The following is a 12,597-nucleotide window of genomic DNA, read 5'->3' on the forward strand; positions in this document are numbered from 1 at the left end:
CGCACATTTTTGGGAGCATGATTGGGAAATGTTTAAATTGTGAAAAATTAATGGTGTATATAATGACTGCAATTGCATTTGAATCAAAGCATGATACGATTACGATACCAAGGGATCTTTTTGAAGATATGCTTTCATCGTACCATAAAATGGAGCAGATAATGGCAACTTTGGAAGTCTCATTGGACACTGAAACAATGAATTCGATCAAAAGAAGCAAGGACGATATAGAAAATGGGGATTTTATGGATTGTTCTTTTGATGAAATTGATGACGTGTTAGCATAAAAATGGCATACAAAGCACGTCTTCCCAACAGTTTCCGAAAAGAAACAAAAAAACTACCCGGAAATATCAAGTTAAAAGTGATCAAAGAGATTAAAACGATTCTCGACGATCCATATTGTGGCACTACACTTGTTGGCAACCTGAAAGGATTGTGGAAAAGACGAATTGGTAAATATCGGATAGTGTATCAAATTTTGAATAATGAAGATTTAGTTGTTTTTCATAGCGTGGATATACGAAAAAAGATATACAAATGAATCAAGGATCTGGATGAGGGTGCGCGACAAATCCAATCTTGATGAGTGCATACCTGCCCTGCATTTTGTTGCCGGACAGTTCAAACAGTATCTTTTCACCTCCCTGAGGTCTTCGACCACAAGCCCAATCCCAGTGTGTTACTGTTCCTGCGCCGTCGTGTCATTTTGGTATTTCGCCTTCGAAGTCTGCGTATTTTAGTGGGTGATCTTTTGTTTGGATCGCGAGTCGCTTGATGCCAGATTCTGTGGGCGGTGTTTTTGGGATGGCGAAGCTTTTGAGGATTCCGTCTATTTCCAGTCTGAGGTTGTAGTGGTGGTGTGATGCACTGTGTGATTGGATCGTATCCTGTCAATCTTGTTTATCATTCGTATCAGAAAATATGTAATTTTTCCCGAATAAAAAATCGCCTGGCAGTGCGGTCACTGCTCTTGCTTATGATTCAAGCACCCACTGGGTTCTAACACTGTGGCCGGGGCGCGGGGGCGTTTGGTGCGCTTGCTTGCGGTCCGGGCGGCGGTAAAAATAGGATCTCCCCAACATTGAGTGGGTCAATTTTAAGTGGGAATTTTCAGAAGGTGAATGTCGCCCATATGAAGAAACATAATTTCCTTCAAACCCCAGACCACTACAGTATGGTCATTCCCGGACCACGGCGACTGGGCTACCCACAAAGGCAACTACCGGGGCAACTGGTCCCCCGAAATCCCCTGCAACCTCATCCTGCGCTGCTCCTCCTGCACTCCCCCCGCGCCAGGCCCTGATGCTTCGTACCGGATGCTGGTGCTTTAATGATTCACAACCCAGGTTAGTGAATAATGAAAAAGAGTAAGGTAACTTTATTTAATGATAAGTACAATTTTAAATGGTTATCATGACAGAAGCAATACCTGCTGTTTACGAGAATGGGATATTCAAACCCCTTCAAAAAGTAGACCTCCCTGAACATAAACACGTACACCTGATGGTCATACCCGAAGATGAATTAGAACTTTTATATTCACAGAAAAAGGCAATGTCCAAAATTATCGGTGCAGGCAGCAGTGGCTTAACAGATGTAGCTGGCAAACACGACCATTATTTATATTGAAGTGAATTAAATGCCCAGGATTTTTGTTGATACAAGTGCATGGTATGCCCTCTTAGATAAAACAGATTCTTTTCATGCCAGTGCCACCGGGTACACAGAACGTTTTCAGATTTCTCCATATTGTCCTGAGGCATTACACACCAGCGTTACCGCTGACGCATACCTCAGGAGGATTACTCCAAAAGAAAGGGGTAGCTTCAAAGCAATTTATGATGCAACTTCTTATCACACTACCATTAAAAAATCTCAAAAAACCCAGACATCAACTTCCCCTTCCGTCAACGTTTCATCCTCCCTGATCACTACAAAACCATCCGCGTATGCTATCGATGTGATCAGGCCGGACCCATTGAACGTAGGATATGCAACATCTCCTGCCAGTTTAACCGGAAGATAGCGACGCATCCCATATTCTGAAGTCACTTCCTCTGACAATCTTGCACTCCTTATTTCCCTGATGAACGGAAGATGTGTCATATATCTCAGCATTGGAAGTAAAAACACATTGGCACAGACCAGACATGACGTTACATTTCCAGGCATACAGAGAATCGGTTTTTCATCTATTTTACCTGCGAGCATTGGCATACCAGGCCGCATCCTGACACCGTGGAAGAGTATCTCCCCCATCCCAAAAACCACCTCCGGCATAAGGTCTTTTTTTCCAACAGAAACACCTCCCGACGTCAGTATGATGTCATATTTAAGTGCTTCATCCAACTTCTTTTTTATATCCCCGGAATCATCGGATACTGTTCCAATAAAAAATGGTGAGCAACCCGATTGTTTCACGATCGCTGAAAGTGTCAATGAATTCACATCATTGATCTGCGTGAGTTCATCACCAGTAGAGATAATCGCAACATTAGGTGTATCATAGACCCTCACGTTCCTGATACCCAGTGATGCGAGTATCCCAATATTTCGCTCATTTAAAAGACAGCCTTCCTCTAGAACTGTCGCTCCACGCTCAATATCACACCCTTTCCTTGAAATATTCAATTCCACTCTGGATTCACAAACTTTAATTCTAATTCCAACATCATCACTACATTCTTCTGTGTCTTCAACCGGAATAACAAGATTTGTACCCACCGGGATCTTCGCACCGGTTGCAACCCAGCAACACTCACCACTTTTGATGATCACCTCCCGTTCATCTCCGGCAAGTGTCTCTCCGATCAATTCGAATGTTCTTTGATCGGGATTTTGATCCATGATCGCATACCCATCCTTCTCTGCCCGATCATAAGGTGGAACCTTTATCTTAGAAATAATGTCCCCTGCCAGAACACGTCCGAATGAATCTTTAATATCCACATAAGTTTTTCGATCAAAAGTGAATCCATCCAGGATCTTCTTTGCATCGTCCACTGGTGTCAGGGAATTAAATGGATTCACCGTATCACTCAAGTTCACCGTATCACTCAAGTTCACCGTATCACTCAAGTTCACCGTATCACTCAAGTTCACCGTATCACTCAAGTTCACCGTATCACTCCGTATCACTCAAGTTCACCGTATCACTCAAGTTCACCGTATCACTCAAGTTCACCGTATCACTCAAGTTCACCGTATCACTCAAGTTCACCGTATCACTCAAGTTCACCGTATCACTTAAGTTCATCGTATCACTCAAGTTTATAGTATCACTCAAGTTCCCTGTATCATGTGGTTTCCCTGCGTTTTTCTTCTGGTATGTTTCGATCAGGATAATCTCCTCCCACAAAACAACGTCCCCATTTCCTCCCCTTCAACGATCTTCCTTATCACATCAACCTCTCTCCCATTTGCGATCACCACATCACAACCTGCTTCCATACAGGTCCTGGCAGTAGTGATCTTTGTCCTCATTCCTCCAACAGCAAGTTTGGATCCGGTTTGACCAGCCATCACCTCGATCTCCGGCGTTATCGCTGTAACTGTCCTGATCAACCTTGCACCTTCGTTATCTCCCGGATCGCGGTCATATAATCCGTCAACATCGGTCAGGATTATCAGGAGATCCGCACCTGTATCAACAGCGACCATCGCTGAAAGACTGTCATTATCACCAAACGTCTTACCTATCTCGTCTATAGCAACAACATCATTCTCATTGACGATCGGCGTAACATCCAACCTCAGGAGTTCGCGTATCCCGTTCCTTAAGTTCTCATGTTTCTTCTCATCACTGAAGTCATCATAAGTGAGGAGTATCTGGGCAACGATCCCGCTGTAGTGTTCAAAGGCGCGATGATACACCTCCATAACCTTGCTCTGCCCGATTGCAGCACAAACCTGCCTCAAAACGATCTCGGATGGTCGCTTTGGAAGCGAAAGTTCACTGCACCCGAGTCCGATCGCACCCGATGTAACTACAATGAACTCCTTTCCCTGCCTCTTGAGTTCGGATATCTGCTCTGCAATGTTCTCGATCAATCCGTAGTTAAGACCCCTCCCCTCGCTGGCAAGCGTGTTCGTTCCGATCTTAACAACAACCCGATTTGCTCTGAGTGACCTCATATCTCACACCAGCCGTCGATGGGTGAACCGCTTACTGCCATCGACATAATCACCAACGATCTGCCCATTCCCTGTCAATCTGTACTTGTAGATCGTAAGCCCCTCAAGTCCGACAGGTCCGCGCGAGTGGATCTTGCCAGTCGATATCCCTACCTCGGAACCAAGCCCATACCTGAACCCATCTGCAAACCTCGTAGAGCAGTTCCACATAACAGAAGATGAATCGACCTCGTTTAAGAAACGCTGCGCCGTTTTCTCATTAGATGTTACGATCGCATCGGTGTGGTGGCTGCCGTATTTGTTTATGTGACCGATGGCATCTCCGGTCGAGTCAACGACCTTTATTGAGAGGATGAGGTCGTTGTATTCACATCCCCAGTCACCCCCTGACGCCTCGGCACACCCGATCACCGCTATAGTCCGCTTATCCCCCCTCAACTCAACGCCCTGCTCATCATATCTTGCCTTGACCGCAGGCAGGAACTTATCCGCAACACCCTCATGAACAAGGAGGGTTTCCATTGCATTGCAGACCGCAGCATACTGGCATTTCGAATCGAATGCGATATCAACCGCCATATTGAGATCGGCATACTTATCCACATATACATGGCATATCCCTTCCGAATGCCCGAGTACAGGGATCTTTGTGTTCTCCTGTATGTACTTGACAAGTTCACCGGAACCTCTCGGGATTATGAGATCAATGTAGTTGTCGAGTTTCAGCATCTCACGCACGTCTTCTCTCGTCTCGACAAGCTGGATCGAATCCTTAAACATCCCGTCCACCTCAACTGCATTTTTTATCAGGTTGAAAAGAATCCTGTTGCTGTGGTTTGCCTCAGAACCTCCTTTCAGTACGACTGCATTCCCTGACTTGATGCAGAGCGCCGATATCTGGACAAGCGCATCAGGTCTGGACTCAAAGATCACGCCGATAAGACCGATCGGAGTGGACACCTTGTAAAGAGTGAGCGACTTATCAAGTTCGGTTGCGTTGAGAACCTTTCCAACCGGATCTTCAAGTCCGATCACGGATCGTACACCCTCGATCAATTCATCAATTTTTTTATCATTAAGTTCAAGCCTTTTTATAAGTGCATGTGTGAGTTCTTCGTCCTTAGCTTTACCTACATCCTTTGCATTCTTCTTAAGAATCTCATCCCTTTTCGCATCCAGATCATGAGCCATACGCTCAAGTGCACTGTTCTTTGCCAAAGTTGAAGCAGATGCAATTTTCAATGCCGCGCCTTTAGCCAGTTTTACCTGCTCTTCTACTGTCATGTTCATTCTCTCACATCGATTATCGATCGTTGATCATCAATTTTCAATTAAATCATTAAGTGTCAATCATCCTTTATCTGCTTCAACATTTCATAGTATCACGTGGACAGAGCATGCCTTAAATGTTAAGTGGACATCATCTCCACTCTTCAGTTTAAGATTATGGACTGCCAGTCTTGTTACATCAACAGACATCTCATCACCATGGACATCGACCAGAACCCGCATTAGATGACCATTTGGAAATATATTGATGATCTTGCCGCTTATCAGGTTCCTTGCACTTGTTCCCTGGTTGGACCTCATCAGGATGATCTCCTCCGGCCTGATGCAAGCCTTCACACGATCCCCTTCGCCCAGAGGCATGAAAACCGCTGTCAGATCAAAGTTTTCTGTTGATACACCCATCACACCCTCATCCCTGTCCAGGGAGACAACTTTTCCGTCAAATATATTCTTCATCCCAACAAACCTCGCTACAAATTCACTTTCAGGCTTATAAAAAATTTTCTCAGGTATTCCAACCTCTTCAACTGTTCCTTTGTTCAGAACAGCTACCTGGTCACCAAGTATCATTGCTTCCACCTGGTCGTGCGTCACGTAGATGCTTGTTACGCCAATCTCTTTTTGCAATCGCTTCATCTCATATCTCAATCGTTCACGAGCGATCGCATCCAGGCTGCTTAGCGGCTCATCCATCAGGATACATCGCGGGTCTGTTACGATTGCCCTTGCAAGTGCGACCCGCTGTTGTTCACCTCCACTCAGTTTCATCGGGTTCATATTATCGAGTCCATCAAGACCAACGGTTTCAAGCGCTTCTTTCACTCTCTTTTTGTCATCTATCCCTCTTGCTTTCAAACCGAATCTAACGTTCTCAAATACGCTTAAATGCGGGAATAGTGCATAATTCTGGAATACGAAACCGATATCTCTCTTTTCCGGAGGTACATTATTTATTCGTGCTCCATCTACATAAATATCTCCTCTATCTTCCTTTTCCAGCCCGGCAATGATTGAAAGTGTTGTTGTCTTTCCACATCCGGAAGGTCCGAGAAGAACAAGCATTTCCCCATGTTTCGCATCCAGATTTAAAGATCGTAATACATCATTTTCTCCAAAAGACTTGCAGACTTCATCCAGACAGATCATTGTACCTCCCTAAATATTTGAACACAATAAGCGTTGTAAAAGCAGAAAACATCAGGAGCAAAGAGAGGGCAACTGAAGCGCCAAGATCGCCTGACATCGCATGCATATAGATACCGATCGTCATCGTCTCGGTCCTGTATGGTATACATCCCGCTACCATCGCAGTTGCACCGAACTCACCAAGCGCACGGGCCCATGTCATTACAACTCCCGAAATAATTCCGTTGCGTGCAAGTGGAAGCGATATTTTCCTGAATGTGTAGAATTCCGATGCTCCAAGTGTTCTCGCAGCTTTTATCGTGTCTTGATTGATCGATTCGAATGCAGTCCTTGCCGAGCGTATTAAGAATGGAGATGCGACAAAGAGTTGTGCGATGATTATTCCCTTTATCGTGAACAGGACCTCGAAATGCCTGAATATTCCCTGACCCCCGAATGCGATGAGGATCGCAAGACCACATACAAGCGGAGGAGATACGATTGGAAGATCAATTAATGTATCAAGGATACTACTGCCCCTGAACCGTCTGGTTGCAAGGAAGTATGCGCCCGGAACCCCGAAAAAAAGTGCAAGAAGGACAACGACAAACGATGTCTCAAGGCTGAGTATGATAGATGAGAATATCTCTGGCGATCTGATCACATCGATGAACTCAGTGAACGATGTTGCAGTAAGAAGGCATGCGATTACGGACACAATAAAACCAAAGAATATACCAGCTATCAGGGACAGTAAAATATGAAAATATGAACATGGATATATGGAATTTAACCGCTTTTCGCACAAACCATATCCTGCCATAATCCTCTACCTTCCTTTGGATAGCTTATTTTTCCATCACAAGGAAATCGATCGCATCCTCAAATTGCTTTACCCTGCCACCGCCCTCTGCGATCTTCGCCATCATCCTCTTTTCATCCACTACTTTTACTCCGGCGATCATATCCACACCATAATCAAACAAAACATCAGACATCGGTGTGCCCGGACCAAGAACAATGGTAAATCCCAGGCTCAATTCCAGTAATCGCTCGATCGACTTGTTTATGATCGCAGAACTTGTTATCACAACAATATCCGCTTTTGGAACGAAATGTTCTGATGCGGTATCAGGCAGGTCCCCCTTTTTAGGCTGCTGCTCTATGACCCATAGTTCATCTGCACATTTTCGCAGTTCATCCGCAACCGGAAAATGACCGATCATCGCTATTTTCTTCCCAATGCCGTTCTCAAGGAGGAAATCGTTGACATTTAATTCTTTGCCTTGTGGAGAGATCAACGAGTTGACTGCTGCAAGACCCAGACCTGCTTCTATCATGTTCCATGATCGCAAGTATTCTGCAAGTTCAAGTGCCGTTTTTCCGGTCAGTCTGCCAATATCCCGCACCATGGAATTATGTGGTGCACCAAAATTTTTTGCAACTCCACAGTTTTTACTCAAAACGCCTATCCATGTATAACCAACATGAACATCACGGACTTTTGTATCTGGTAGATCAGATATCAGGTCATCTATCAATTTCATATACATCACTCATTAGTTTCATATGTAGTACTCCCTAACTTTCATCCGGATATGGGACAAAACCGTATTTTTCGTATATCGTCTTGCCTTCATCAGATGTGACGAGATCAACAAAATTTCGTGCATATTCTTTATTTTCCGAAAATGTCAGCACACCTATCGGAATTGTCTTTATGATGTTCTCATTCTCAGGTATCTCTACGACATCCGTTTCATCCAAAGCAAAAAGCACAGATTCCCTCCATGTGATCGCCGCATCCACATCTCCTCTGGATACATAAACGATAAGTGCATTTACAGTGGCACCACGAACGGTGGTGTTTATCTCCACGGCATCCTTAATCCCATTCTTTTCCAGTATATTATTTCCTACTTTGCCGATCGCACTGGCTTTTGGATCTCCCATTGCAAGTCTTACCCCGGGCTTTGTGAGATCTGCCAGACAGGTTATATTCGCAGGATTTCCCTTTTGGACTGCTATTACAGGTACGTGGTAGGCTACGATCTTTTCGTAATCAATAAAACTCTTCTCTTTAGCAATATCTAAATAGTACATTGCCCCTGGCTGGTAGACATCTCCCATTTGCGCCAGTCCGATCTGGTTTAACAGGTGACCTGATCCGGCATAGTTGTAAACGATTGAAATGCCATATTTCTTCTTAAATAGTGTTCCGATCTCATCCATTGGTATTCTCATTCCGGCACCACAATATACCATGAGCGACTGCGGTTTTTCTGCCGCTGGTGGGGTAAGTTCACTGGCAGTTTCACCAACTGTTGAGACCTGTTCCTGCTTCTCTTCAATGCATCCGAGTGTGATTGCACTGCAAAGCATGATCATTGCGAATATTGCTATTTTTTTCATTATGTTTCCTGTGCACATCCCTTTGGTTGTGCATGCCCAGTTGTGTATGCCTGTATCCGGTGTAACTTTGCATGTGTAACATGCTGTTATAGATTTCTGTTTCTATTTCTGTTTGTATAAATACGTTATGTTTAAATATCATAACGCTTTAAATTGCAAATGACCATTGATCAAATGGTGGTAATTGGAATACAATATCTTCTGAGGTTAATCACATGGACGAAATTATCCAGCAAATCCGGGACCCTGAACTGCTTTCACAGATCGGGAAGGTGGTTCCGTTCCACGGATACCTGAGTACCGGGGCATTCATAGGTGTCCAGATGTTCAACATTGCAAAAAAGGTACTTGACCTAGAGGATGGAGAGCGCATATTTGTGACATGTGAGACATACAACTGCCTTCCGGATCCTTTCCAGGTACTCGGGGGTGCTACCATCGGAAACAAGGGCTTAAAGATTGCAGACTCCGGGAAGATGGCAGTTGTGGTAAACAGGCATGCTCCGGTGGGTGTGACATCAGTGCGTGGGATCAGGATATACCTGGATCCGGATAGGACAAAAAAATATCCAAAATTACACGCATGGTACCTGAATACTGCGAAGGTCTCCCATAAAGAGGCCATCCATGATCTCATGAAATCCGGAGATGATGCGTATACTTACGAAATGGTCGATGTTGAAGTTCCTATAAAACCAAACAAGTGCATAAAAATGTGTGGGGGGTGCAGGGAATATTTTGTCAAGTATGGAGAAGAAGTTCTCTGCAGTACATGCACAGCATAATAAATAGGTGGAATTGGAGGAAATTAAATGAACGAATCGGTGTTTCAGACAAAAGACGATAAGCAGCTGGTTTATATCCCTGAGAAATGTGTGTTGTGCGGAACCTGCGTAATGATTTGCCCAAAAGATTCTCTTGTGATCGGATCTGTGGGTGCCGTGGCAAGGGGACTCGTTGATAATGCTTTTCTTAATAGCATACCGGATACCTGTATAGTATGCGGGATGTGTGCCAAGGTGTGCCCGACAGGTGCACGGGAAATGAGGCAGGATGGCAAGACTGTGAAAGATGAGATGTACATTCATGGTGCCATAAAGCCCACGACCGTAAACGACGACTGCATGCACTGCGGCCTGTGTGAGCAGGTTTGCCCTCAAGGGTGCATCGAAGTTAAGCAGTGGCTGGCAAACGACGGCAGCGTTGTTATGGATGGTAAGACTACGATCAACCAGGAATGCTGTGTACACTGCGGCTGGTGTGCGGCTGTTTGTCTTGTCGATGCCATCACAGTGGAAAAGCCTTTTGCAGGCGAGTGGAAGATGGACGAAGATACCTGCCAGACATGCCGCACCTGTATAGACGTGTGTCCGTGTGATGCTGTATTTGCCCGTAAATGGGACGCAGGCGAGAGGGTTGAGAAAGTCACTCACAGACCGGATGCATGTATTTACTGTGGTGCCTGTGCAGTTGCCTGTCCAGTTGATTCCATAACTGTTACAAAAAGTGCGATCGTGCCTGAAATGGCAAAGAAAAACCCGTTTGAAAAGAAACTTGTCGACATACCCACTCCTAAACCAAAGCGAACCACGATACTGGCCACAGATGAAGACATGTGTCTCGGATGCGGGAACTGCGTCATAGTATGTCCGGTCAACGCCTTATCAGATCCATATCTCGCTTCCGGGCATCTCAACGAACTGGACAGCAAACCGCTGCTTGAGATTCTGAATGGTACTGTTAAAGTACTTGACCAGGAACTGTGTAACGGCTGTGGCACATGTGCTATGATCTGTCCAGTGGATGCGATAAAGCTAGAAATAAAGGAGGTGTGATCATGGCTGGTAATAAAACAATAGCAATCAGGAATGGATATGTGTTTGATCCCTTAAATGAGATCGACGGGGAGCTAATGGATATCTTCGTAAAAGACGGAAAAGTGGTGCGGGAACTATCCAGTGCTGAGATGAAGAATGCGAAGACGATCGATGCAAAGGGCATGACCGTCATGCCTGGCGGTGTTGATTCACACTCCCATATTGCAGGAGCAAAGGTCAACGGCGGAAGGATGATGCGCCCCGAAGATAGTTACAAGTGGACCAGGAAGAAAACCCCACTTACCCACTCAGGTACCGGTTATACTGTTCCATCCGTGTATCTTGAAGGGTACCAATATTCCCAGATGGGATATACTACTGTCTTTGAAGCTGCGGTCCCGCCACTTGAAGCACGCCACACGCATGAAGAGATGCGTTCGATCCCGATGATAGACACAGGTGGCTACCTCGTGCTGGGTAACAACTGGTTTTTGATGCGCTACCTGCGCGATGGTGAGATCGAGAGGGCTGCGAATTATGTTGCCTGGATGATGAGGACACACAAGACCTACGGGATCAAGTGCGTCAATCCGGCAGGTGTTGAGAACTGGGGCTGGGCAGAGAATATAGGGGCACTCGATGAGGCAAACATCCACTTCGGTGTCACTCCGAGAGAGATGATACACGGGCTGTGCGAGATCAATGAACTTCTCGGACTTCCCATGTCAATGCATCTCCACTGCAACAACCTCGGGCAGCCCGGATGCTTTGAGATAACAAAAGATTCACTTAAAATACCATCGCATATCAAGACGCACCAGAACCTTGATGTCGAGTGGGCAGAAACTAAGGTGGACTCTAAAAGGAAACAGTCAGTGTACCTCACACATGCACAGTTCAACAGTTTCGGGGGAACAAGCTGGGGGGACTTTGAATCCGGAACAAAAGCAATCATAGATCACGTGAACAAGACCGATTACATTGTAATGGACAGCGGTTGTGTTCCTTTCGGGGAAGCAACAGTTATGACTGGTGACGGCCCGGCTATACATAACCTGTATAAACTTACAGGCAACAAGTGGTCAAATACTGATGTGGAGATGGAGTGCGGTTCTGGTATTTTGCCTTTTACATACCTTAAGAGCAACCCGATACACAGTGTCCAGTGGGCAATGGGTCTTGAGCTCCTGCTGCTTGTAAAAGATGTGTGGAAGTCTATTATTACAACCGACCACCCCAACGGAGGCACGTTTTTGAAGTATCCGAATATCCTTGCCTGGCTAATGTCGCAGGAAGCAAGGGAAGCTACCTTTAACGAGTGTCATAAATGGGCTCGCGACAGGAGCGACCTTGGTGCTGTGGACCGGGAGATGTCACTCTATGATATTGCGGTACTGACAAGAGCCACCCCGGCAAGAACAGTTGGTATATCACACAGGAAGGGCAGCCTTGGTCTTGGTGCGGATGGGGATGTTACCATCTATAACATGGACCCGACCAATCTGGACACGCGTGATTACGGGAATCTGGTAAGAAACTTTTCACAGGCAGAATACACCATAAAAGATGGAGGTATCGTATCCAGGCAGGGTGAGATCGTAGCAATACCAGAAAAGAGGACGTATTACGCTGATGTGAAAGTAAAAGAACAGGGTGAGAAGGATATGCTCGCTGACGTTAAGGAGTGGTTCAAATACTACACAGTTGGTTTTGCCCACTATCCAACGCCGGATAGCTACCTGATGAATCCGACACCGATCAAGATCAATGCAGAGGGGTGATTTTCATGGAAGAAGTTACACTTACACCAAAAGGT

The 12,597-nt window shown here is 45.4% G+C and carries 15 protein-coding genes and 1 pseudogene; 7 read left to right on the forward strand and 9 right to left on the reverse strand.

Annotated elements, in window-relative coordinates:
- Window positions 1-62 precede the first annotated feature (62 nt).
- Both HF974_05445 and HF974_05450 read left to right on the forward strand, forming a co-directional pair.
- Window positions 63-287 carry a hypothetical protein gene (locus HF974_05445; protein MBC2697784.1) on the forward strand — a complete coding sequence of 75 codons (225 nt, stop codon included), beginning with the start codon at window positions 63-65 and terminating at the stop codon, window positions 285-287.
- A gap of 2 nt (window positions 288-289) precedes the next feature.
- Window positions 290-544 carry a type II toxin-antitoxin system RelE/ParE family toxin gene (locus tag HF974_05450; protein MBC2697785.1) on the forward strand — a complete coding sequence of 85 codons (255 nt, stop codon included), beginning with the start codon at window positions 290-292 and terminating at the stop codon, window positions 542-544.
- 160 nt (window positions 545-704) lie between these two features.
- Here HF974_05450 and HF974_05455 read toward each other — a convergent pair whose 3' ends face one another.
- A complete protein-coding gene (locus tag HF974_05455; GenBank protein ID MBC2697786.1) occupies window positions 705-884 on the reverse strand; it encodes a hypothetical protein in 180 nt (59 codons plus the stop codon).
- Between the two features lie 261 nt (window positions 885-1,145).
- Here HF974_05455 and HF974_05460 point away from each other — a divergent pair.
- Together HF974_05460 and HF974_05465 are read left to right on the forward strand one after the other, a co-directional pair.
- Window positions 1,146-1,277: pseudogene (locus tag HF974_05460) on the forward strand (DNA methylase).
- 139 nt (window positions 1,278-1,416) lie between these two features.
- Window positions 1,417-1,632 carry an antitoxin family protein gene (locus HF974_05465; protein ID MBC2697787.1) on the forward strand — a complete coding sequence of 72 codons (216 nt, stop codon included), beginning with the start codon at window positions 1,417-1,419 and terminating at the stop codon, window positions 1,630-1,632.
- 246 nt (window positions 1,633-1,878) lie between these two features.
- Here HF974_05465 and HF974_05470 read toward each other — a convergent pair whose 3' ends face one another.
- The 8 genes from HF974_05470 to modA form a co-directional block, all read right to left on the reverse strand.
- On the reverse strand, window positions 1,879-3,015 hold the full coding sequence (locus HF974_05470) for a molybdopterin molybdotransferase MoeA (protein ID MBC2697788.1): 1,137 nt from the start codon (window positions 3,013-3,015) through the stop codon (window positions 1,879-1,881).
- Window positions 3,016-3,127: 112 nt separating this feature from the next.
- Window positions 3,128-3,361 (reverse strand): hypothetical protein, encoded by a 234-nt coding sequence (locus HF974_05475; GenBank protein ID MBC2697789.1) that lies wholly within the window; start codon window positions 3,359-3,361, stop codon window positions 3,128-3,130.
- Window positions 3,340-4,137 (reverse strand): glutamate 5-kinase, encoded by a 798-nt coding sequence (gene proB / locus HF974_05480; protein MBC2697790.1) that lies wholly within the window; start codon window positions 4,135-4,137, stop codon window positions 3,340-3,342. The genes HF974_05475 and proB overlap by 22 nt, the downstream gene beginning before the upstream one ends.
- Window positions 4,138-4,140: 3 nt before the next feature.
- Window positions 4,141-5,421: a glutamate-5-semialdehyde dehydrogenase gene (locus HF974_05485; GenBank protein MBC2697791.1), complete on the reverse strand. Its 1,281-nt coding sequence runs from the start codon at window positions 5,419-5,421 to the stop codon at window positions 4,141-4,143.
- A gap of 90 nt (window positions 5,422-5,511) precedes the next feature.
- Window positions 5,512-6,573, reverse strand: coding sequence for an ABC transporter ATP-binding protein (locus tag HF974_05490; protein ID MBC2697792.1), 1,062 nt, complete (start codon window positions 6,571-6,573; stop codon window positions 5,512-5,514).
- Complete coding sequence (modB, locus tag HF974_05495; GenBank protein ID MBC2697793.1) at window positions 6,557-7,375, reverse strand: molybdate ABC transporter permease subunit; 819 nt, start codon at window positions 7,373-7,375, stop codon at window positions 6,557-6,559. The genes HF974_05490 and modB overlap by 17 nt, the downstream gene beginning before the upstream one ends.
- Before the next feature lie 25 nt (window positions 7,376-7,400).
- Window positions 7,401-8,099, reverse strand: a complete 699-nt coding sequence (locus tag HF974_05500; protein MBC2697794.1) for a hypothetical protein — start codon at window positions 8,097-8,099, stop codon at window positions 7,401-7,403.
- A 34-nt stretch (window positions 8,100-8,133) separates the two neighbouring features.
- Window positions 8,134-8,964 carry a molybdate ABC transporter substrate-binding protein gene (gene modA, locus HF974_05505; protein MBC2697795.1) on the reverse strand — a complete coding sequence of 277 codons (831 nt, stop codon included), beginning with the start codon at window positions 8,962-8,964 and terminating at the stop codon, window positions 8,134-8,136.
- A gap of 215 nt (window positions 8,965-9,179) precedes the next feature.
- Here modA and HF974_05510 point away from each other — a divergent pair, with 215 nt between their 5' ends.
- From HF974_05510 to HF974_05520, 3 genes are read left to right on the forward strand one after another with little or no spacing between them, the layout of a single operon-like run.
- Window positions 9,180-9,749 carry a formylmethanofuran dehydrogenase gene (locus HF974_05510; GenBank protein MBC2697796.1) on the forward strand — a complete coding sequence of 190 codons (570 nt, stop codon included), beginning with the start codon at window positions 9,180-9,182 and terminating at the stop codon, window positions 9,747-9,749.
- Window positions 9,750-9,776: 27 nt separating this feature from the next.
- A complete protein-coding gene (locus HF974_05515) occupies window positions 9,777-10,799 on the forward strand; it encodes a 4Fe-4S binding protein (protein ID MBC2697797.1) in 1,023 nt (340 codons plus the stop codon).
- A 2-nt stretch (window positions 10,800-10,801) separates the two neighbouring features.
- Window positions 10,802-12,562, forward strand: a complete 1,761-nt coding sequence (locus HF974_05520) for a formylmethanofuran dehydrogenase subunit A (GenBank protein MBC2697798.1) — start codon at window positions 10,802-10,804, stop codon at window positions 12,560-12,562.
- Window positions 12,563-12,597 lie beyond the last annotated feature (35 nt).

This window comes from ANME-2 cluster archaeon (genome assembly GCA_014237145.1).
GTDB lineage: Archaea > Halobacteriota > Methanosarcinia > Methanosarcinales > Methanocomedenaceae > Methanocomedens_A.